Raw genomic sequence first — 20,447 nt, 5'->3', positions numbered from 1 at the left:
CCAGACCGGTTGCGCGGTCCTTCGCCTTCCACGTTTGCGTGAGGGGCCTTGAAGGCGGCGGGCGGCGCACCTCTTTCTGCACACGCGATGACCAACCTCCCCGGCGAACCGGCGGGGATTCAGGGGAGAAAAGCGATGGAGCAGGCTGTCCCGGAGGTCCTTCCCCCACCCCAGCGCCGGCACCGGCGCATGGCGGTCGTGCTGGCGACCGGCATGGCGCTCTGTCTTGGGCTGGCCCTTGCTGTAGGTTCGCCGCCCGCAGCGCTGGCGAAATCCGGCTCCGTGACGGCGATCGACATCGCGCTCGAACCCGACGCCACCATGATCCAGCACGCCAGGGACGCCAATGCGCGGCTGCTCAAATCCTTCCCGAAGGGGTTCGCGCTCGACGCGACGCACCACCCGCATGTGACGCTGCTGCAGCAGTTCGTCCGCACCGACGAGCTCGACAAGGTCTATGCGGCGGCGGGGACGGTCCTCGCCAAGGAAAAGCCGACGGCGTGGACGCTGAAGGCGTTCAAATACTACTACATCCCCTCGCCGCCCATGGGCCTCGCGGGGATCGTCGTCGAGCCCAGCGACGACCTGCGCCGCCTGCAGGATGAACTGATCGCCGCCATCCAGCCCTACACGGTGAAGACGGGAACTCCGGCGGCGTTCTTCAGCCGGAGGGGCGGACGCGACATCCAGGAATCGCTGATCCGCTATGTCGACGACTTCGTCACCGACGCGGCGGGCGAGCATTTCAACCCGCATGTGACGATCGGCGTGGCTAGGGAAAGCTATTTGAAGAAGATGCTGGCCGAGCCGTTCGTGGCCTTCACGTTCCAGCCGACCGGCGCGTCGGTCTACCAACTCGGCACGTTCGGCACGGCGCGCAAGGAGCTGAAGGCGATCGAGCTGACGCCCTGAGGGCCTCGCGCTGTCGCGGCCGCCGCTCGGACACGGAGGCCGCGCCGCGTTGGCCAAGCCGCGAAACTCTGCTTAGGATATCGCCTGCTCTTTTCAGGACAGATCGGGAGCCGGCCTTGAAATCGATCCTGCAGACCTGCGCGGATATTGGCGCCACGGAACGGCAGTTTGCGGCGGGCTCGGTGCTGTTGGAAGAAGGAGCGATGTCGGGGCTCCTCTACGTGCTGATCGAAGGCGTGATCGAGGTGGCGCGGGGCGAAACCACGATCGTCGTATCCAGCGAACCGGGCTCGGTATTCGGGGAGATGTCGGCCCTCCTCGACGCGCCGCACTCCGCCACCGCGCGAACCCTGACGCCGACGCGGGCCTATGTGTTCGAGGGATCCCGCGACATCATCCAATCGCATCCCGAGATCGCCTTCGGCGTCGCCAGGATCCTGGCGCAGCGCCTCCAGGCGGCGACCACCTATCTGGTCGACATCAAGCGGCAATATCAGGATCACGAGAACCATTTCGCCATGGTCGACGAAGTCCTCGAGAGCCTGGTCCACCAGCAGGGCCTGTTCTCGCCCGGCTCCGACCGTCAGCGCAACGCGACGGAATAGCGGCTACAGCCAGTCCGGCAGCCCGGTCAGTTTCGGGACCGGGCGGATCAGGGGCTGGTCGAGCGCCACCGTCTCGTTGCCGGCGGCCGAGAGCCAGAAAGCCTGCCGGCTCTCCGTGTCGACGACGACGCAGCTTGGCGGCGCTCCGAACTGCCGTCCGGCGTTGAACACCCAGGTCGAGCCGATCCGGTCGACCCAGGAGCCGCCGGCGGCGAACGGCGCCTGATGGACGTGGCCCGAAAAGACGAAGTCGGGGCTGTAGTCGCCGATCCACTGCTCCAGCTCGGTGTCGCCATGAAAGCGCTTGCCGTCCCAGCTGATGGGCGTCGTCCGCGGCGGCGCATGATGGACCCAGATCCAGCGCGAAAGGCGTCTGGCCGAGGCCTCGGCGAGCTGACGGGCGATGGCATCGCGCACGATCGGGCCATCCCACCACGGGCAGATGGTGAAGAGCATGTCGTCCCGGACGAAGGAATCGCCGTCCGACAGGACGCCCTTCGCCTGGGGCTGGAGGATCCAGCGGGTGATCTTCTCGCCGGATTCATTGCGTGAATCGAGATCGTGATTGCCGGAGCAGACGAGGACGATGGCCTTCTGCCGCAGGCGGTCGATGTATTTCTGGATGACGATGCTCTGCGCGCGCAGATCGACCAGCGAGCTCGTGTCGAGATGGTCGCCGGCGACGATGACCATGTCGAAGCGGCCGGCGACATCTACCAGCCAGTCATATTGCGGCAGGGCATAGTGAAGGTCGGCGACGACGAGCAACCGCATCGGCGATGCAATCCCGAAACGAGAACCGCTGGCATGACGGGAGACTTCCCTTAGGGAACCAAGCCTAGCCGTCCGCCCCGAACCTGTCATCCGGCAATCGTGGCCGCCCCTCGCCCCTTGGGACGAGCCGCGCCGAAAGCCCTAGCGCTTCTTTCCTGACGGCTTCCTGGCGTTGGCCCGGATGGCGACGTCGATCGCCTTCAGCGCCCAGTCCCGCAATTCGTCGGTATCGTCGAGCAGCCGCTCCGGCATGCGGAAATAGCTGAGCGACGTCTCGCGGCCGTTCTTCGAGCCATAGACGAACGGGCCGCAGCCCTCGGCCTCGAAGGCCGGGCGGGTGGCGTCGTCCGCCTTCAGGTAGATCGTGTCGTCCTGCCAGATGCCGAACATCAGCCCGTCGCGGAAGAAGCCGAGCCCGCCGAACAAGCGGCGGATGCGGACGCCGCCGACCGGCTCGAACAGTTCCGCGAGATAGTCGAGATCGGCCGTCATGCTGCGATCCTCAGTCCGCGAGATCGAGGCCCATCTGCCAGAAATCGGCCTCGAGGCGCACGGCCTGGCGGAAGATTTCGAGCAGGCGCGGATAGCGCGCCTCGGTCAGATAGAGTGCCGCAAGCCGGTCGATCTGGGCAAGGCTGGCTTCAGCCACGCCCTGATAGCCCTCGCCGGCATATTCGCGGATCCAGGCCGCATAGGGATTGGCGCCATCGAGGCCGGTGCCTGCAGCGGCGAGATCGGTGCCGATCTCGGCATAGCCGACGACGCAGGGCGACAGCGCCACCACGAGATCGAGCATGTCGCCGCGCAGACCGGCTTCCTGGACAAAGCGAGTGTAGGCGATCGTCGCGCGGGCTTCGGCCGTGCTCTCGACCGCTTCCTGCGACAGGCCCCACTCGGCGCAGAGCTTCAGGTGCAGGCTGGTCTCGTCGAGGATGGCGTGCATGCCGGCCGAGGCCTTGCGCATCTCCAGCGCGTTCGGCGCCTTGTAGACGCCGATGGCGTAGGCGCGGGCGAACTCGATCAGGAACAGATAGTCCTGCACGAGATAGTGCTGGAAGGACGGCCTGGACAGCGTGCCGTCGCCGAGGCCGAGCACGAAGGGGTGGCGGACATAGGCGTCCCAATCGGCGGCGGCATCGGACTTCAGGCGCTCGAACAGGCTGGTCAAGCCACTCTCCATGGATGGAACGGGATGGATCTGAAATACGGAACACCGTCTTCAACATCCTGAGGAGGCTTTCGAGGAAAGCCGTCGCGGAGGACGCGCAGCCGGCCTGTCGCCGGGATTGCGCACCCGCTCTACGTGCCTCGAGACGGCCCTTCGGGCCTCCCCGGCATGTCGAGGACGGGTAGCTGAAGTCTGGGAGGGAGCCCCTTTGCCGAAGAAACTACCGGTCGGCCGTCGCCGCGGCGGGTTCGGACAGGTCGGCCGGCTTCAGCATGACGGATTCGCCGCAGCCGCAGGCCGAAACCTCGTTCGGGTTCTTGAAGACGAAGCCGGAGCGCAGCTTGGTCGTCTCGAAATCCATGACGGTGCCGAGCAGGTAGAGCACGGCGGCCGGATCGACGAAAACCGTCGCGCCATGACCCTCGATGCGCTCGTCCTTCGGATCGGCCTCGCCGACCGCCTTCATGGTGTATTCCATGCCGGCGCAACCGCCCTTCTTGACGCCGATGCGCAGGCCGAGCACGGGCTCGTCGGAATCCTCGACGATCTCGCGGATCCGCTCGGCGGCGGCTTCGGTCAGGGACATCACGGCGAAGCGTGAACGGACGCCCATGGCAATTCTCCAATTCGCGGCGCACAGCGCCCTTGTCGATCCAAAGATCGGCGATCAGATCCCGTTCTGCAAGGCAGCGACGGGCAGATCGGTATCATTCGACCATATGCCCGGCGTCGCCAGTTCGACGACATGGCCGTCCGGGTCATTGAAATAGAGGCTCTCGCCTCCCTGCGGCCAAGCCATCTCGGCCGTGATCCGCACACCGCGGGCGACGAGATGATCCCGCCACGCCGAAATCGCCTCCGCCGGGATGCGGAGCGCGAAATGATACGGGCCGCTGCCGTCATGCGCGGGAATGGTGCCGCCCGGCAGGACGACGTCCTTCAGGGTCGCGCCGCGCAGGAAGATCAGCAGCACGCTGGACGGACCGGCATCGAACGCCACCAGCCGCGCATCCTCCAGCAAGGGACGAAGGCCGAGAATGTCGCGATAGAATCCCGCCGCCCGGCCGATGTCGTCGACGTAGATCGCCGTCTCCAGAACACCGGTGATCGGCGGCGCCGTGCCCACGGACGGCCTCAGTACCAGTCGAGCGCGACGCGGGCCTCGTCCGACATCCGGTCCTGCGACCAGGGCGGATCGAAGGTCATCGTCACGTCGACGCGGCCGACGCCGGCAACGGCGCCGACGGCGTTCTCGACCCAGCCGGGCATCTCGCCCGCCACCGGGCAACCGGGCGCCGTCAGCGTCATCTCGATCGCGACATTGCGGTCGTCGTCGATGTCGATCTTGTAGATCAGGCCGAGCTCGTAGATGTCGGCCGGGATCTCGGGGTCATAGACCGTCTTCAGCGCGGCGACGATGTCGCCCGACAGACGTTCCAGTTCCTCGGCCGGAATGGCGGAGCCGGGCGCTTCGACCGTCGTCGTCGCCGTCTCGTCCTTCGCTTCGCCGATCACCGCGATATCGTCCATTTCAGATCCTCATGCGAAGAAAGCATGCGCCTTGACCAGCGCATCGGCAAGGCGGTCGACCTCTTCGAACGTATTGTAGAGACCGAACGACGCCCGACATGTGGAGGTAACGCCGAACCGGTGCAAGAGCGGCTGGGCGCAATGGGTTCCGGCGCGGACGGCAACGCCCTCGCGATCGATGATCGTCGAGACGTCATGCGCGTGCGCGCCCGCCATCTCGAACGAAACGATCGCGCCCTTGTCGCGCGTGGTGCCGAAGATCCTCAGGCTGTTGATGGCGGAGAGCCGCTCGGTCGCGTAATCGCGCAGCGCCATCTCATGCGCGAGGATCCGGTCGCGGCCGATCTTCTCCATGTATTCCAGCGACGCGCCAAGGCCGATCGCCTGCACGATCGGCGGCGTGCCCGCCTCGAAGCGATGCGGCGGCTCGCCATAGGTGACGTTGTCTTCGGTCACGTCGCGGATCATCTCGCCGCCGCCGAGGAAGGGCGGCATCACCTCGAGCAGGGCCTTCTTGCCATAGAGCACGCCGATGCCGGTCGGGCCGTAGAGCTTGTGGCCGGTGACGCAATAGAAGTCGGCGTCGAGATCCTGCACGTCGACCGGCAGGTGAACGGCGCCCTGGCTGCCATCCACCAGCACCTTGATGCCATGGGCATGGGCGATGCGGATGACGTCCTTGATCGGGACGATCGTGCCGGTGACGTTCGACATGTGCGTCATCGCCACGATCTTGGTGCGCGGCGTGATCAGCTTCTCGAATTCGTCGAGCAGGAAGGTGCCGTCATCGGCGATCGGCGCCCACTTGATCACCGCGCCCTTGCGCTCGCGCAGGAAGTGCCAGGGCACGATGTTGGAGTGATGCTCGAGGATCGAGACGATGATCTCGTCGCCCTCGCCGATATCGGCGCCCAGCGAAGCAGCGACCAGGTTGATCGCCTCCGTCGAGGAACGGGTGAAGATGATCTCGTCGACCGAGCGCGCGTTCAGGAAGCGCCGCACCGTTTCGCGCGACCGCTCATAGGCGTCGGTCGCGACATTGGAGAGGTAGTGCAGGCCGCGATGGACGTTGGCGTATTCTTCCGTATACGCCTTCGTCACCGCGTCCAGCATCGCCTGCGGCTTCTGCGCGGAGGCGCCATTGTCGAGATAGACGAGCGGCTTGCCGTAAACCGTCCTCGACAGGATCGGAAAATCCCGCCTTATCGCCTGAACGTCATAGGCGCCCTGGTCGCTCATGCTGCCTCTTGCCCGCGCGTCGCGAGCCAGTTGCGGGAGATCTCCTCGAACGCGTCGCCGATGGCCTCGTCGCCGAGGCCTTCGATCGCTTCGGCGAGGAACGCCGTCACCAGCAGGGTCTCCGCCTCGGCGCGGGGAATGCCGCGCGACAGCAGGTAGAACAGGATGTCCTCGTCGATCTCGCCGCTGGTCGCGCCATGCGCGCACTGGACGTCATCGGCGAAGATCTCCAGCTCCGGCTTGACGAAGAAGGACGCGTCCTCGGAGAGGAGCAGGCCCTGCGTCATCATCCGGCCATCGGTCTTCTGGGCGTCGGGACGCACGATGATGCGGCCCTGGAACACGCCCTCGGAACGTCCGTCCATCACCGCCTTGAACAGTTCGCGGCTGGCGCCGTTCGGCACGGCGTGGTCGACGCTGAGCGCGATGTCGGCGTGCTGCTTGCCGCGCACCATCGTCGCGCCGAAAAGGCCGGCGCGGGCGTTCTCGCCCGAATAGGTGACGAAGGTCTGCGAGCGCGAGATGGAAGCGCCGATCATCAGGGTCAGGTGATCGAACTCGGTCTCCGTGCCGATGGTGACGGCGAGCGTGCCGAGATGGACGCTGGCGTCGCCTTCCGACTGCAGCTTGGCCCAGACGACCTTGGCGCGGTCGCCGGCAGTCGCCTCGGTGACGATGTTGGCCTGGTAGGCGCTGCCGGCCGGGCCGAGATGCGTCTCCAGCAGGCGAACGGAAGCATCCGCGCCGACCGTGACGAGGTTGCGCACATGCGAGGCGACGGCGGAGGTCGTCACATGGGCGATCTCGATGGCGCGCTCGATGCGCGCGCCGGCCGGAACCTCAATGGCGACGCCGCCGACCATCAGGGCCGAATTCAGCGAGACGACCGCGTCGTTGATGGAGGCGATCTGCTGGCCGACGCGGTTGTCGCCATCGCGCAGCAGGTCGACCAACGGACGGATGGTGACGCCGTCGAGGCCGGAAAGATCCGACAGCTCCGGACGGAAGATGCCGTCGACCACGACCAGGCGGGCGCGGTCGAGACCGGGCAGCAGGTCGGCGACGACGACATCATCGCCGCTCGCGCCGATCGCCAGCGGCGGCACCGTGCGCAGCAGCGCGCGCAGATCGGTATAGCGCCAGGGCTCGGTCCGGCGATGCGGCAGACCCAGCTTCTGGAAAGCGGCGAAGGCGGCCTCGCGCGCCGCGGCGATCGCGGGCGAACCCGGCAATTGCGTGCGGGCGGCGGCGAATTCCAGCGCCAGCGTCTCTTCGGCCTGTGTGCGCAGGATGCGCGGCTCGGCGTTCATCGATGCCACTCCCCGCTCAGGCCGGCTCGCCGGCGTAGTCGGCATAGCCCTTGGCTTCGAGCTCAAGCGCCAGTTCCGGACCGCCGGTGCGAACGATGCGGCCAGCCGACATCACATGCACCTTGTCGGGCACGATGTGGTCGAGCAGGCGCTGATAATGGGTGATGACGAGCATCGAGCGATCCGGCGAACGGAGCGCGTTGACGCCCTCCGAAACGATGCGCAGCGCGTCGATGTCGAGGCCGGAATCGGTCTCGTCGAGGATCGCCAGCTTCGGCTCCAGAAGCGCCATCTGCAGGATCTCGTTTCGCTTCTTCTCGCCGCCGGAGAAACCGACATTGAGCGGACGGCGGAGCATTTCCTGAGTCACGTTCAGCTTTTCCGCTGCGGTCTTCACGCGGCGCATGAAGTCCGGCGTGGAGAGCTCGTCCTCGCCGCGCGCCTTGCGCTGGGCGTTCAGCGCCGCCTTCAGGAAGGTCATGGTGGCGACGCCGGGGATCTCCAGCGGATACTGGAACGCAAGGAAGACGCCGGCGGCGGCGCGCTCTTCCGGCGCGTTCTCGACGATGTTCTCGCCGTCGAAGATGATCTCGCCCTCGGTGACTTCATAGTCCTCGCGGCCGGAGAGCACGTAGGACAGCGTCGACTTGCCGGAGCCGTTCGGCCCCATGATCGCGTGGACTTCGCCGGTCGGCACGACCAGGTCGACGCCGCGCAGGATCTCCTTGCCATCAATGGAGGCGTGGAGGTTCTTGATCTCGAGCATTTCGTTGTTCCGTTCAAAGCTTGTGGCTGAACCTCCGGGGGGAGGCCGAAACGCCGTGGCGGCCGGGGTCAGGGTTCAAGCGGAAAACCGCGCCCCTTCCCGACGCCTCAGGCAGTCCGGCCCTTCCCGCCTTGGGGAAGGGCTCAACGCGTGGGGACTAGCCGACCGACCCTTCGAGGCTGATCGAGATCAGCTTCTGGGCCTCGACCGCGAATTCCATCGGCAGCTGCTGGATGACATCCTTGACGAAGCCGTTGACGATCAGCGCCACGGCCTCCTCGGACGAAAGCCCGCGCTGGAGGCAATAGAACAACTGGTCGTCGGCGATCTTCGACGTCGTCGCCTCATGCTCGAAGACGGCGCTCGAATTCTTCGATTCGATGTAGGGCACCGTGTGCGCGCCGCACTTGTCGCCGATCAGGAGGCTGTCGCAATTGGTGAAATTGCGCGCGCCCGTCGCCTTGCGATGCGCCGAGACGAGACCGCGATAGGTGTTGTCCGAGCGGCCGGCGGCGATGCCCTTCGAGATGATCCGGCTCTTCGTGTTCTTGCCGAGATGGAGCATCTTGGTGCCGCTGTCGACCTGCTGGTAGCCGTTCGACACCGCGATCGAATAGAACTCGCCCTGGCTGTCGTCGCCGCGCAGGATGCAGGACGGGTACTTCCAGGTGATGGCCGAACCGGTCTCGACCTGCGTCCACGAGATCTTCGAGCGGTCGCCACGGCAATCGCCGCGCTTGGTCACGAAGTTGTAGATGCCGCCCTTGCCGTCCTTGTCGCCCGGATACCAGTTCTGGACCGTCGAGTACTTGATCTCGGCATCATCCAGCGCCACCAGCTCGACGACCGCCGCATGCAGCTGGTTCTCGTCGCGCATCGGCGCCGTGCAGCCCTCGAGATAGGAGACGTAGGCACCCTTCTCCGCGATGATCAGCGTGCGCTCGAACTGGCCGGTATTGCGCTCGTTGATGCGGAAATAGGTCGACAGCTCCATCGGGCAGCGGACGCCCTCGGGGATGTAGACGAAGGAACCATCCGAAAAGACAGCCGAATTCAGCGTCGCGTAGAAGTTGTCGGTAACCGGAACGACCGAGCCGAGATACTTCTTCACGATCTCCGGGTATTCGCGGATCGCCTCGGAGATCGAACAGAAGATGACGCCAGCCTTCTTCAGCTCGTCCTTGAAGGTGGTGACGACCGAGACGGAATCGAACACGGCATCGACCGCGACCTTACGATCGGACGCGCCCTCGACGCCGGCCAGTATCTCGCGCTCGCGCAGCGGGATGCCCAGCTTCTCGTACATGGCGAGCAGTTCGGGATCGACCTCGTCGAGCGACTTCGGACCCGAGGTGCTCTTCGGCGCCGAATAATAATAGAGATCCTCGAAATCGATCTTCGGATACTGGACGCGCGACCAGGTGGGCTCGGTCATGGTCAGCCAGCGCCGATAGGCGTCGAGGCGCCACTCGAGCATCCACTCGGGCTCGTTCTTCTTGGCCGAAATGAAGCGGACGATATCCTCCGAGAGGCCCTTGGGGGCGCGCTCGGATTCGATATCGGTCACGAAACCATATTTGTACTGATCGACGTCGATCTGGCGAACCTGATCGACCGTCTCCTGAATTGCAGGCATTGCCTACTCCATCCACAGCGGTTTCAAGGACCGCGGGTTGAGTGCGTTGTCATGCGGCGCGTGTCACGCCCGGCGCGAGCCGTCTCATGACACGTCCCCAGACCTCCGTAAATCTACGTATGTCGGATTCGGTGGTTTCCCATCCGAAACTGACGCGGATCGCGGATTTCGCATGCGCATCGGGCACGTTCATGGCCTTCATCACATGCGAAACACCGACTTTCCCCGAAGAACACGCCGATCCGGCCGAAACCGCGATCCCTTCGAGATCGAGCGCGATCACCAGCGTTTCCGCCGAGAGACCTTCGACGCCGAGAGACAGCGTCTGCGGGAGCCGCTCGGCGCCCCCGCTCAAGAGAATGGCCGGCAGGGCCGCCGTCGCGAGCTGATCGCGCCAGAGGCTCCATTCGGCAAGGCGTTCCAGATCGTCGCGGGCGGATTCCGCCGCGACGCCGAAGCCGACGATACCAGCCACATTCTGCGTGCCAGCGCGGCTGTATTTCTCCTGGCCGCCTCCGACGAGCAGCGGCGCCGGCGAGACGAGGTCGCCGCCCAGCACGATCGCGCCGGCGCCCTGCGGACCGCCGAGCTTGTGCGCCGACAGCGTCAGGAAATCGACGCCGAGCGCCGCGATGTCGATCGCGACCCGGCCGGCGGCCTGGATCGCGTCCGTGTGCACCAGCGCGCCGAATTCGTGAGCGATCGCGGCGATCTCAGCAACCGGCTGGATCGTGCCGGTCTCGTTGTTCGCCAGCATCACCGAAACCAGCGCGCGCTTGCCCTCTGCCTTCACGGCAACGAGCGCCGCGCGCAGGGCATCGAGATCGAGCCGCCCCTCGCCGTCGACGGCGATCACGTCTGTGTTCCCGGCGCCGAAGCGCCCGCCGGCCAGCACCGACGGATGTTCCGTCGCCCCGACCAGCAGCCGGTCGACCACGACCTCGGCGGCGCCGACCCGCATGCGCGGGCTCAGCACGGTGACGTTCGCCTCGGTGCCGCCCGAGGTAAAAATGACCCGGGCCGGATCGGCGCCGACAAGCGCGGCGACGCGGCGGCGCGCCGTCTCGACCCTGGCGCGGGCGGCGCGGCCCTCGCCATGCACGGAGGACGCGTTGCCGGTCGCATCCAGCGCCTCGATCATCGCCGCGCGCACTTCGGGTCGAAGCGGCGCGCCGGCGTTGTAATCGAGATAAATACGCGGCGCGGCCACGGCTTGCAGTCTCCAGTCGCGGGGCGGATGTCGCATTATGCTTGAAATCCGGACCCCGCCTCATGCTACAAGGCCCGCTACAAGGCAGGATCGACATCCAAAGCCGATTTCGAATAATTCTAAAGTGTTCTAGAAACCCTGACGCTCAGAGTCAAGTTAGGATTTGACACTGATATAGGTCGACCGGGGCGTTCTGAACAGATCGAAAGGTCCGAGGCTAAAATGCCCGAGGTTATTTTCACCGGCCCCGCCGGCCGCATCGAGGGACGATTCCAGCCGTCCAAGGAAAAGAACGGCCCGATCGCCATCATCCTTCATCCGCATCCGCAGTTTGGCGGCACGATGAACAACGCGATCACCTACCAGCTGTTCTACATGTTCGCGAAGCGCGGTTTCGCCGTGCTGCGCTTCAATTTCCGTGGCGTTGGCCGCAGCCAGGGCGAGTTCGACCATGGCGAGGGCGAGCTTTCCGACGCCGCCTCGGCGCTCGACTGGGCGCAGACCATCCATCCCGACGCGCGCGCCTGCTGGGTCGCCGGCTTCTCGTTCGGCTCGTGGATCGGCATGCAGCTTCTGATGCGCCGGCCGGAGATCGAGGGCTTCATCTCGATCGCGCCGCAGGCGAACCTCTACGACTTCTCGTTCCTGGCGCCCTGCCCCTCCTCCGGCCTGATCGTCCATGGCGACCAGGACAAGGTCGCGCCGCCGAAGGACGTACAGACGCTGGTCGACAAGCTGAAGACCCAGAAGGGCATCGTCGTCGAACAGCAGATCATGCCGGGCGCCAACCACTTCTTCGAGGGCCAGGTCGAGCCGCTGATCGATATCTGCGGCAACTATGTCGACAAGCGCCTCGCCATGCTGAGCGCCGCCTGAGGCTGCTTTTCCTCAGGAAGCCTCGTGGCTCCCGACATCTTCGACGGCCCGCAGCGACCTCGCCGCGGGCCATTTTGTTTTTTGCGCGATCGTCCGAGCCCGCGACAGATGCCCGCTGCACCCGCGAGGGATCCTGACGTGGTTTCAACAGCTTGCGAGGATCGATTGAGGAGTTGATTCCGGCTCGGGGCTAGTGGCAGCCCTGAGCCCTGAGCCCTGAGCCCTGAGCCCTGAGCCCTGAGCCCTGAGCCCTGAGCCCTGAGCCCTGAGCAAGGTGCGCCGGCACCTGAAAAACGACAAGCGCCAAAAGGCCCCGCCGAAGCGGAGCCTTTCAGAATGCGCCCGGTCCGTTCGATCAGAACTTGTAGCTGAGGCCGACCGTGACCGCCGTCTGCGTCCAGCTCGCGTCCACCGGGCCTTCGAGCAACTCGTAGGTCTTGCTGCCGAAGTCGGTGTAGCGGAGCTCGGCGCGGCCGATCCAGTTGGGCGTGAAGGCATATTCCGCGCCGGCGCCGATCGTCCAGCCGACATGGGTGTTGCTGTCGGACGAGCTGAAGTTGGCGTCGGCATTGTAGGCGTAGCCGTTCGACGAGAGCTTGCCGTCGGCAAAGGCGATACCGCCGGTGGCATAGATCAGGAAATTGTCGACGGCATAGCCGGCGCGCAGGCGGGCGGACGCCTGCCACTCGCTTTTGAGCTGGAGCGTGCCTTCGACATAGTCATTGCGGAAGTCCGGCACGTAGCCGGCATAGCCCTCGCTGCCCTTGATGTTGGTGTAGTCGACATCGCCCTCGACGCCGAAGACGAACTGGTTCGCCTGCCAGTTGTAACCGGCATGGACGCCGCCGACGAAGCCGTCCATGTCGAAGCTGTCGGCCGGGGTCGGCTCAGGACCAAACAGGTTGCTCTGATTGTCGTCCTCACTGCCCCAGGCATAGCCGGCATGAACGCCCGCGTAGAAGCCGGCCCAGGTAAAGGGAGGCGGCGGCGCCGGCGGCGGCTCATAGGTCAGGTCGGCCGCGAGCGCCCCGCCGACGCCCATGGCAAGAACGGATGCGGCTGCGGCGGCAGCCAGGAGCGAGTGTTTCATGCGTGCCCTCTTCAAGCTCAATGTTCACGAAGAATGCGATGAAAGTGCCACCCAGAGACTAGATGCTAGCACCGCATTGGCAAACAAACCATTGCCAGGCGATCACAGTGACCTCGGAATCTACGTCTGCACCGATCTTTTCTTGGCGGCCGGGCCTTATTCAAAGACAAGTTGAATCGAAAAGTCCCCGAAGACCTCCGGTCGACCTGATCTCGTGCGGTTAGCTAAGAAGAATGGCGCAAGCCATGCTGGCCAATTCGCCGCGCGCGGCCAGGCACCCCGCCGCCGTAGACGCTGGAACAGGCCTACGCAGAACCGGGAGGCCGGGGCGACGACGACCGGCGGATGGAGGAGGCCCGAGGTAGAACGCCGCGCCCCGCGGAACCGGGAGCGTCCGGCGCCGGCGCGCCGAGCCCTGCCTGAAGGGCGGCTGGCTGCAACGGATCGGTCGCATCGCCGCAAACGAAAGGGCCCCGCAATGCGGGGCCCTCGCTATCTGCCGGAGACTGCAGCCGATCAGAACTTGTAGTTCAGGCCGACCTTGAGCGTGTGGAAGGCGACGTCCGTGTCGAACCGGCCATCGAGGTCTTCGAGGGCATTGTAGCCATCCTGATGTATGCTGCCGAGGTCGACATACAGGTATTCGGTCTTGAGCGTGATGTTCTTGGTGATGCCGTATTCGATGCCGGCGCCGATCGTCCAGCCCCAGCGCGTATCCGAGAAGGACGTGCCGTCCGAGAAGCCGGGCTCGGAATAGTTGGTCTTCACCTCGACATCGCCATAAGCGGCGCCGCCCGTGCCGTAGAACAGCACGTTGTCCCACGCATAGCCGATGCGGCCGCGCAGCGTGCCGAACCAGTCGACGTCGGTCTTCAGATTGTAGCTGGAGTCGTTCACATAGCTCCAGGTCGAGTCGGCGTTGATACCGGAATAGGCAATATCGGCCTCGACGCCCGCGACCCAGTTGGTCGCGAACTGCCAGTTGTAGCCGATCTGGGCACCGCCAAAGGCGCCGAAGGCGTTGTTGCTGTAGTCGCTATAGGGGAAACCATCGACCGAGAACGCCGTGTCGATGTCCCCGCCGCCAATGCCGCCATGGACGCCAACGTAGAAGCCGGTCCAGTTGAAGACGACCGGAGCAGCGACAGGGGCCGGCTCGTAGGTGAGATCAGCAGCATGCGCGCCGACGACGCCGAGCGCCAGAACCGATGCCATTGTTGCACTGCGCAGAATGAACTTCATCGTGAGCCCCTTTGCTCGCAAACGTGGATCCAGACAACCTTGCTTCACGGGGGGAGGCTATCCAGGTTGCATCAAGCTAGCGCAACTCCATCCGTTTGACTGTTGCGGAAGAGCATCACCAAACCCGCAAGTGACGTAGCGTCGGCCTCACTTTTTCTCCATGATCAACTGATTGCCTTAGGTTTTGACGCCCAAGCATCTGATCGGACAGACATTTTGTAAGGCAACACGAAACACTCGACGGTGCGAAGCATCGTCGAGAAAAATAGCAGCCAGGCCTTTGAGAGGCTTCAGAAGGACGAAATGGCACCCAATTCAGGGTCCGGAGGGCGTTCGGCACGCCCCATTGGCCGGACTCAGGCCAACCTTCGCCGGATCCCGGCGGAGGCAGCCAGCGGCCAGGGCCCACACAGGTCCTCGCCGATTCCGCGGGGGATCGAGGTCGAAAGTCTCCCGTCCAGATGCTGCACCGCCGAAAGACCCCCGCTCGCGCGATGCACTTCCCAGATGCTCCTGATAGCCCGAGGCCGAGACGTCGTTCTGGCCGAAGGCGCCGCCATGGACATAGAAGCCGGTCCAACTGAATACTTATGGCGCGACGACCACCGGCTCCTGCGTCAGGTCCGAAGCCTGGGCGCCCGCAACGCCCAGCGCGAGCACCGACACCATCGTCATTCCACGCAAAACCGTCTTCTTGCCCAACCCCAGCTCAAGCCGTTAAGCTTTCCCCCGGACGGCTCCCAGCAAGGACACCCGCCCTGATATCTCAGGCTAGCGATTTCAGGCGTGATCCGCTGTGGCGGAATTGCACCAGATTCAACCAATTGACGTAGCGAATTGCTGGACTGGGGAGCCGATCCGCCGCCGGGAATCGGGGCATCCGCCCACAACCTATTGATGCGATTACGCTTCGCTCCGGCGATCGTTCTAAAATCGAACTATTTTCGTATGACTCAAAAAGCGCGGGTCACATCACCTTTATTTGGGTCACAGGATCGCCGCTCGCACGATTTCAACGCGCCCAGGATGCGACCACCCGGCGGCTGTAACCTGCACGGGAAATTTCCAGAATCCCCTGTCGAAGCAAAACACCCGGAAAGCGGCGCAACAAGGGATGCCAGCGCGGTCCGGGCGGCGCCCCCCCCAGCTGCAGCGGCGGCATTTTCCGGCCAGATCGAGGACCGGCGGCCCATCCGTGCCCGATTCAGGCACGATAGCGCGGCCAACGAAAAAGGGCTCCGCCACGACGGAGCCCCTCCCATTCATTCGGTCCATGCCGACCCGACCCGGTAACCCCTACGGGACGGGGCCCCAGACAGCATTCCCTACATCGTGCCGGTCTTGGGCTGCGCCTTCGGCTGCAGCTTGGGCTGCTTCGGCCTCGCACCGGTCAGGCGGACGATCTCCGCCACCACCTGCTGGTGCAGAACGCGGTTCTTGTCGATGTCGAAATGCGACAGCTGTGCCTTGATGTCGGTGCGCTTGCGCACGTCGGAATTAACGACGCGCTTGCCGGCGCCGGCCGGAACGTCGAGCGCCGAGCTCCAGCCATTGTTGGACTGGTAGAGGTTCAGGTAGCGGCGCACGCCGGGCGTGATCGGGCCGCTCGTCGTCGGATCGAAGGTGACGACCAGATCGACGGGAACGCCGTTGCGCACCAGTTGCTGGCTCATGACCAGCACCGCATTCGCGCCGAGCGAGTGGCCGATCAGGATGATCGGGCGGGTTCCCTTCGGATCGGCCTTGTACTTGGCGGTGATCTCGGCAGCGATGCGCGGCCAGTTGGCGTGGTTCAACACCTCGTTCTGCACGCCCTGGGCGCGCAGCTCCTTCGACATGTCGTCCATGCCGAGCGAGAAGACGTTGGCGAGGCCGCGGAAGAGATAGACCTGGGGATCGCGATTGACCTTCGGAGCCGACTTGGCGCGCCGAACGACCGGCTTCTGTTCCGGCCCCGCCACAGCGGCGGCACCGGCCGCGGGCGCAGTTGCCGCGGCAGGCGTCGCGGGCGCCTCGGCCGCCATCGCCTGCACCGTGGCGGCCTCGGCGGATGCCGCCAGCGGCAAGGCCAGCGCCGCGCCGACCATCGACAACAAGCCAAATTTCAGCAGGCGATTGAGCATCCGGATCACTCCCCAGGAAAACGTTGCAACGATGGTGGCCGACACGGGCGCGATTCGTCCATCACGGCGCCGGCGGTCGCGGCTCGGCGAGGACGCCGCCCGGCATCGGATAGGGCACGCCCGTGGTCTCGGGCAGGCTGAGCGGCAGTCCCGCGACGCTGCGGGCGGCGAGATAGGCGAAGGCCTGCGCCTCCATGAAATCGCCCGACCAGCCGAGCGCGTCGGCCGTGGTGACGGTCGCGCCGCTGGCTTCGGCCAGCAGGCGCAGGATGGCCGGATTATGCGCGCCGCCACCGCAGACGATGATCTCGCCGGCGCCGCCGGCGAGCGCCACGCCGCGCGCGATCGTCTCTGCCGTGAAGGCGGCGAGCGTCGCCGCGGCGTCGGCCGTCGACAGTCGCGCCACCGGCGCGCGCGAAAACGCGTCGCGATCGAGCGATTTCGGCGGCGGCAGGTCGAACCAGGGATCGTCCATCAATTCTGCCAGCGATTGCAGTTGCACCGTGCCGGAGGCGGACAGGACGCCACCGACATCCATGCTGGCGCCAGTCCGCTCGCGCACAAGGTCGTCGATCAGCGCATTGCCGGGCCCGGTGTCGAAGGCGACGATCGAACCGTCGGCGCCGATGCGCGTGACGTTTGCGACGCCGCCGATATTCACCACGGCGACATCGCCGGAAAGGCCGGCAGCGCGCACAAGCGCCGCATGGAAGACAGGCACCAGCGGTGCCCCCTGCCCGCCCGCCGCGACATCGGCGGCGCGGAAATCATAGACCACCGGAATTCCGAGCCGATGCGACAGCGCTGCTCCGTCGCCGATCTGGATCGTCAGCCGGCGGTCCGGCGCGTGGAAGACGGTCTGGCCGTGGAAGCCGACGAGGGTGACGCGGGGGGCGTCGACATCCTGCCGCGCCAGCAGCGCCTCGACGGCCTCGGCATGCGCCTCGGTGACGATCCGCTCCGCCTCGCTCAGGATGCCCGGCCGGGCGTCACGGCTGTCGAGATCGACGGCAGCCGTCAGCGCGGCGCGAAGCACCGCGCGCTCATCAGGCTCATAGGGCCGGAAATGGGTCGGGCCGAAGGCCTCGACTTCTTCGCCGTCGGTCGCGATCAGAGCCGCGTCGACGCCATCCATCGACGTTCCGCTCATGAGTCCGACAACGACAGTCCTGTGCATTGGTTCCCCCGGAAACGTTCTAATCCGGGATAGCGGCAACGGCCGCGTCGGCAAAGAGCAGATCGGCAACAGTCTCGCCGTTTCGTCGAAAGCCGCATTCTCCCCCGTGACAAACCCCGGCGGCTGATCTATATGCGCTTCCATGACTTTCGCCGCCACCACCTATGCTTGGTACTTTAGCTATCCGCTCGCAATGGCGGAGGTAGGGGTGCGCGCGGTCTAAAAACCGCAAAATGTCCCGAAGCCGCCAGACACCTGGCGGCTTTTTTTGTGCCGCCGGGTGGGTCAAAATCACAAGGAACCCACACCGTGCTGATCACCGACGACCTCCGCATCCGCCAGCTGAAAGAACTCTCGACACCGGAACAGGTGATCCGCGAGTTCCCGCGCACCGAGACCGCGACCGACACCGTCACCGCCGCGCGCCGTTCGATCCATGACATCCTGCACGGCACCGACGACCGCCTTACCGTGGTGATTGGTCCCTGCTCGATCCATGATCCCGTCGCCGCCATGGACTACGCCCGCCGCCTCTCCGAAATCCGCCCCTACCTCGCCGACCGGCTCGAGATCATCATGCGGGTGTACTTCGAGAAGCCGCGCACGACGGTCGGCTGGAAGGGCCTGATCAACGATCCCGGCCTCGACGGCAGCTTCGAGATCGACAAGGGCCTGCGAATCGCCCGCAACCTGCTCGTCGACATCAACGATCTCGGCGTGCCGGCCGGCTCGGAATTCCTCGACATGACGACGCCGCAATATTTCGCCGACCTGGTCAGCTGGGGCGCGATCGGTGCGCGCACGACCGAGAGCCAGGTGCATCGTGAACTGGCCTCCGGCCTTTCCTGCGCCGTCGGCTTCAAGAACGGCACGGACGGCAATGTGAAGATCGCGCTCGACGCGGTGCTCTCGGCCTCGCAGTCGCATCATTTCCTGGCCGTGACCAAGACCGGTCGCGCCGCGATCGCCGAGACGGCCGGCAACGACGACTGCCACATCATCCTGCGCGGCGGCAAGTCGACCAACTACGACGCCGCCAGCGTCGAGGAAGCGGCCAAGGCTTCGGAAAAGGCCGGCATCGCGCCGCGCATCATGATCGATGCCAGCCATGCCAACTCGTCGAAGAAGCCGGAGAACCAGCCGATCGTCGTCGAGGACATCGCCCGCCAGATCGAGGCCGGCGACGACCGCATCATGGGCGTGATGGTCGAGAGCAACCTGGTCGCCGGCCGGCAGGACCTCGTCGAAGGCCAGCCGCTGGTCTACGGCCAGAGCATCACCGATGGCTGCATCGACTGGGATACCTCGGTCGACGTTCTCGAGCGGCTCGCCGCCGCCGTCGAGGCCCGCCGCGCCAAGGCCCGCCGCGCCGCCTGATCCACGATCCGGGAAATTTCGCCCTTCAAGGTGAAATTTCCCGTTCCGGCTGCTAGAAAGCCGGCCAATCCCAACATTCTCCAAAGGTCCGTCATGAGCGCCTTCAAGTCCGAGTTGATGCAGATCCTGACCGAGCGTGGATTCGTCCACCAGTGCTCGGATGGCGAGGGGCTCGATCGCCGCTTCGCGACGGAGACGGTCACCGGCTATATCGGTTTCGACGCCACGGCGAAGAGCCTTCATGTCGGCTCGCTCATGCAGATCATGATGCTGCGCTGGATGCAGAAGACCGGCCACCGCCCGCTCGCGCTGATGGGCGGCGGCACCACGCGCATCGGCGACCCGTCCTTCAAGGACGAGGCGCGCAAGCTCCTGACCGACGAGATGATCGACGAGAACCTCGCCGGCATCCGCAAGGTGTTCGCCAACTACCTCGATTTCGACCGCGCCGAGCGCCCGGCGATCATGGCCAACAATGCCGAATGGCTGAACGGCCTGCAGTACATCGACTTCCTGCGCGATGTCGGCCGCCACTTCTCGGTCAACCGCATGCTGTCCTTCGACTCGGTCAAGCTGCGCCTCGACCGCGAGCAGTCGCTGTCCTTCCTCGAATTCAACTACATGATCCTGCAGGCCTACGACTTCGTCGAGCTGAACCAGCGCTACAACGTCACGCTGCAGATGGGCGGCTCCGACCAGTGGGGCAACATCGTCAACGGCATCGAGCTCGGCCACCGCATGCTCGACAAGCAGTTCTATGCGCTGACGACGCCGCTGCTCACCACCTCTTCCGGCGCCAAGATGGGCAAGACGGCGAACGGCGCCGTCTGGCTCAACGCCGACATGCTCGGCTCCTACGAGTTCTGGCAGTTCTGGCGCAACACCGAGGATGGCGACGTCGAGCGCTTTCTCAAGCTCTACACCGAGCTGCCTATGGGCGAGATAGCCCGCCTCGCGGCGTTGGGCGGTTCCGAGATCAACGACGCGAAGAAGATCCTCGCCACCGAGGTGACCGCGCTGGCGCATGGCCGCGCCGCCGCCGACGAGGCGGCAGAGACGGCCCGCCGCACCTTCGAGGAAGGCGCGCTGGCGGAAAACCTGCCGACCATCGAGGTAGCGGCTTCGGAATTCGCCAACGGCCTCGGCGTGCTATCGCTTTTCGTTCAGGCCGGCCTCGTCGCCTCGAACGGCGAAGCGCGCCGCCAGATCAAGGGCGGCGGCCTGCGGGTGAACGACCAGGCGGTCACCGACGAGAAGGTTCTGGTCGGCCCCGACGCGCTGACGTCGGAAGGCGTCGTCAAGCTGTCGCTCGGCCGCAAGAAGCATATCCTCGTCCGCCCGCTCTAAAGCTTCGGGCCGGACGAATTTCAGGGCGGCGCAGGTGACTGCGCCGCCCTTTTTCATCTGTGATG

Annotated in this window: 20 protein-coding genes; 5 read left to right on the top strand and 15 right to left on the bottom strand. The window is 65.3% G+C overall.

Features of this window, described 5'->3' with window-relative positions:
* The first annotated feature begins 135 nt into the window (after positions 1-135).
* Both WFK98_RS06535 and WFK98_RS06530 read left to right on the top strand, forming a co-directional pair.
* The gene (locus tag WFK98_RS06535; RefSeq protein ID WP_336799687.1) at positions 136-912 is read left to right on the top strand and encodes a 2'-5' RNA ligase family protein; all 777 of its coding nucleotides are present in this window, start codon (positions 136-138) and stop codon (positions 910-912) included.
* 116 nt (positions 913-1,028) lie between these two features.
* Positions 1,029-1,517 (top strand): Crp/Fnr family transcriptional regulator, encoded by a 489-nt coding sequence (locus tag WFK98_RS06530; RefSeq protein ID WP_336799686.1) that lies wholly within the window; start codon positions 1,029-1,031, stop codon positions 1,515-1,517.
* Positions 1,518-1,520: 3 nt separating this feature from the next.
* On the opposite strand, the gene WFK98_RS06525 is transcribed toward WFK98_RS06530, so the two are convergent.
* The 11 genes from WFK98_RS06525 to WFK98_RS06475 all read right to left on the bottom strand — a co-directional run bounded on the left by WFK98_RS06525 (position 1,521) and on the right by WFK98_RS06475 (position 11,150).
* Complete coding sequence (locus WFK98_RS06525) at positions 1,521-2,291, bottom strand: metallophosphoesterase family protein (protein ID WP_266339976.1); 771 nt, start codon at positions 2,289-2,291, stop codon at positions 1,521-1,523.
* A gap of 141 nt (positions 2,292-2,432) precedes the next feature.
* Positions 2,433-2,783 (bottom strand): TfoX/Sxy family protein, encoded by a 351-nt coding sequence (locus tag WFK98_RS06520; RefSeq protein ID WP_336799685.1) that lies wholly within the window; start codon positions 2,781-2,783, stop codon positions 2,433-2,435.
* A 10-nt stretch (positions 2,784-2,793) separates the two neighbouring features.
* Positions 2,794-3,459 carry a thiaminase II gene (tenA, locus tag WFK98_RS06515; RefSeq protein WP_336799684.1) on the bottom strand — a complete coding sequence of 222 codons (666 nt, stop codon included), beginning with the start codon at positions 3,457-3,459 and terminating at the stop codon, positions 2,794-2,796.
* A 220-nt stretch (positions 3,460-3,679) separates the two neighbouring features.
* A complete protein-coding gene (gene sufA, locus WFK98_RS06510; protein ID WP_266339973.1) occupies positions 3,680-4,072 on the bottom strand; it encodes a Fe-S cluster assembly scaffold SufA in 393 nt (130 codons plus the stop codon).
* A gap of 54 nt (positions 4,073-4,126) precedes the next feature.
* Complete coding sequence (locus WFK98_RS06505; protein ID WP_336799683.1) at positions 4,127-4,585, bottom strand: VOC family protein; 459 nt, start codon at positions 4,583-4,585, stop codon at positions 4,127-4,129.
* 8 nt (positions 4,586-4,593) lie between these two features.
* Positions 4,594-4,989: an SUF system Fe-S cluster assembly protein gene (locus tag WFK98_RS06500; protein ID WP_336799682.1), complete on the bottom strand. Its 396-nt coding sequence runs from the start codon at positions 4,987-4,989 to the stop codon at positions 4,594-4,596.
* Between the two features lie 9 nt (positions 4,990-4,998).
* Positions 4,999-6,228: a cysteine desulfurase gene (locus tag WFK98_RS06495; RefSeq protein ID WP_336799681.1), complete on the bottom strand. Its 1,230-nt coding sequence runs from the start codon at positions 6,226-6,228 to the stop codon at positions 4,999-5,001.
* Positions 6,225-7,538, bottom strand: coding sequence for a Fe-S cluster assembly protein SufD (sufD, locus tag WFK98_RS06490; protein WP_336799680.1), 1,314 nt, complete (start codon positions 7,536-7,538; stop codon positions 6,225-6,227). The genes WFK98_RS06495 and sufD overlap by 4 nt, the downstream gene beginning before the upstream one ends.
* Positions 7,539-7,554: 16 nt before the next feature.
* Positions 7,555-8,304: a Fe-S cluster assembly ATPase SufC gene (gene sufC, locus WFK98_RS06485; RefSeq protein ID WP_266339968.1), complete on the bottom strand. Its 750-nt coding sequence runs from the start codon at positions 8,302-8,304 to the stop codon at positions 7,555-7,557.
* Between the two features lie 157 nt (positions 8,305-8,461).
* Positions 8,462-9,940 carry a Fe-S cluster assembly protein SufB gene (gene sufB, locus WFK98_RS06480; RefSeq protein ID WP_336799679.1) on the bottom strand — a complete coding sequence of 493 codons (1,479 nt, stop codon included), beginning with the start codon at positions 9,938-9,940 and terminating at the stop codon, positions 8,462-8,464.
* A gap of 49 nt (positions 9,941-9,989) precedes the next feature.
* Positions 9,990-11,150, bottom strand: coding sequence for a cysteine desulfurase family protein (locus tag WFK98_RS06475; protein ID WP_336799678.1), 1,161 nt, complete (start codon positions 11,148-11,150; stop codon positions 9,990-9,992).
* Positions 11,151-11,372: 222 nt separating this feature from the next.
* On the opposite strand from WFK98_RS06475, the gene WFK98_RS06470 reads away from it, so the two are divergent.
* A complete protein-coding gene (locus WFK98_RS06470; protein ID WP_266339965.1) occupies positions 11,373-12,026 on the top strand; it encodes an alpha/beta hydrolase in 654 nt (217 codons plus the stop codon).
* 355 nt (positions 12,027-12,381) lie between these two features.
* Here the strand turns inward: WFK98_RS06470 and WFK98_RS06465 are convergent, their stop codons facing one another.
* The 4 genes from WFK98_RS06465 to WFK98_RS06450 all read right to left on the bottom strand — a co-directional run bounded on the left by WFK98_RS06465 (position 12,382) and on the right by WFK98_RS06450 (position 17,658).
* Complete coding sequence (locus tag WFK98_RS06465; protein ID WP_336799677.1) at positions 12,382-13,116, bottom strand: outer membrane protein; 735 nt, start codon at positions 13,114-13,116, stop codon at positions 12,382-12,384.
* A gap of 516 nt (positions 13,117-13,632) precedes the next feature.
* Positions 13,633-14,358, bottom strand: a complete 726-nt coding sequence (locus tag WFK98_RS06460; protein WP_266339676.1) for an outer membrane protein — start codon at positions 14,356-14,358, stop codon at positions 13,633-13,635.
* 1,325 nt (positions 14,359-15,683) lie between these two features.
* Positions 15,684-16,481, bottom strand: a complete 798-nt coding sequence (locus tag WFK98_RS06455; protein WP_336799676.1) for a hypothetical protein — start codon at positions 16,479-16,481, stop codon at positions 15,684-15,686.
* Between the two features lie 61 nt (positions 16,482-16,542).
* The gene (locus WFK98_RS06450; protein ID WP_336799675.1) at positions 16,543-17,658 is read right to left on the bottom strand and encodes an anhydro-N-acetylmuramic acid kinase; all 1,116 of its coding nucleotides are present in this window, start codon (positions 17,656-17,658) and stop codon (positions 16,543-16,545) included.
* A 315-nt stretch (positions 17,659-17,973) separates the two neighbouring features.
* Between WFK98_RS06450 and WFK98_RS06445 the strand changes: the two genes are divergently transcribed.
* Together WFK98_RS06445 and tyrS are read left to right on the top strand one after the other, a co-directional pair.
* Positions 17,974-19,035, top strand: a complete 1,062-nt coding sequence (locus WFK98_RS06445; protein ID WP_336800307.1) for a 3-deoxy-7-phosphoheptulonate synthase — start codon at positions 17,974-17,976, stop codon at positions 19,033-19,035.
* A 93-nt stretch (positions 19,036-19,128) separates the two neighbouring features.
* Positions 19,129-20,382, top strand: coding sequence for a tyrosine--tRNA ligase (tyrS, locus tag WFK98_RS06440; RefSeq protein ID WP_336799674.1), 1,254 nt, complete (start codon positions 19,129-19,131; stop codon positions 20,380-20,382).
* Positions 20,383-20,447 lie beyond the last annotated feature (65 nt).

Source organism: Kaistia sp. MMO-174, assembly GCF_037147815.1.
GTDB lineage: Bacteria > Pseudomonadota > Alphaproteobacteria > Rhizobiales > Kaistiaceae > Kaistia > Kaistia nematophila.
Note: the sequence above shows the minus strand (reverse complement) of the source record. Positions and strands in the feature narration are given on the sequence as shown.

Coding starts and splice junctions, on each gene's coding strand:
- WFK98_RS06450 (WP_336799675.1), bottom strand. CDS start 17,658: ATGCACAGGACTGTCGTTGTCGGACTCATGAGCGGAACGTCGATGGAT.
- WFK98_RS06465 (WP_336799677.1), bottom strand. CDS start 13,116: ATGAAACACTCGCTCCTGGCTGCCGCCGCAGCCGCATCCGTTCTTGCC.
- sufC (WP_266339968.1), bottom strand. CDS start 8,304: ATGCTCGAGATCAAGAACCTCCACGCCTCCATTGATGGCAAGGAGATC.
- WFK98_RS06455 (WP_336799676.1), bottom strand. CDS start 16,481: ATGCTCAATCGCCTGCTGAAATTTGGCTTGTTGTCGATGGTCGGCGCG.
- sufB (WP_336799679.1), bottom strand. CDS start 9,940: ATGCCTGCAATTCAGGAGACGGTCGATCAGGTTCGCCAGATCGACGTC.
- WFK98_RS06525 (WP_266339976.1), bottom strand. CDS start 2,291: ATGCGGTTGCTCGTCGTCGCCGACCTTCACTATGCCCTGCCGCAATAT.
- tyrS (WP_336799674.1), top strand. CDS start 19,129: ATGAGCGCCTTCAAGTCCGAGTTGATGCAGATCCTGACCGAGCGTGGA.
- WFK98_RS06460 (WP_266339676.1), bottom strand. CDS start 14,358: ATGAAGTTCATTCTGCGCAGTGCAACAATGGCATCGGTTCTGGCGCTC.
- sufD (WP_336799680.1), bottom strand. CDS start 7,538: ATGAACGCCGAGCCGCGCATCCTGCGCACACAGGCCGAAGAGACGCTG.
- WFK98_RS06495 (WP_336799681.1), bottom strand. CDS start 6,228: ATGAGCGACCAGGGCGCCTATGACGTTCAGGCGATAAGGCGGGATTTT.
- sufA (WP_266339973.1), bottom strand. CDS start 4,072: ATGGGCGTCCGTTCACGCTTCGCCGTGATGTCCCTGACCGAAGCCGCC.
- WFK98_RS06535 (WP_336799687.1), top strand. CDS start 136: ATGGAGCAGGCTGTCCCGGAGGTCCTTCCCCCACCCCAGCGCCGGCAC.
- WFK98_RS06500 (WP_336799682.1), bottom strand. CDS start 4,989: ATGGACGATATCGCGGTGATCGGCGAAGCGAAGGACGAGACGGCGACG.
- WFK98_RS06470 (WP_266339965.1), top strand. CDS start 11,373: ATGCCCGAGGTTATTTTCACCGGCCCCGCCGGCCGCATCGAGGGACGA.
- WFK98_RS06520 (WP_336799685.1), bottom strand. CDS start 2,783: ATGACGGCCGATCTCGACTATCTCGCGGAACTGTTCGAGCCGGTCGGC.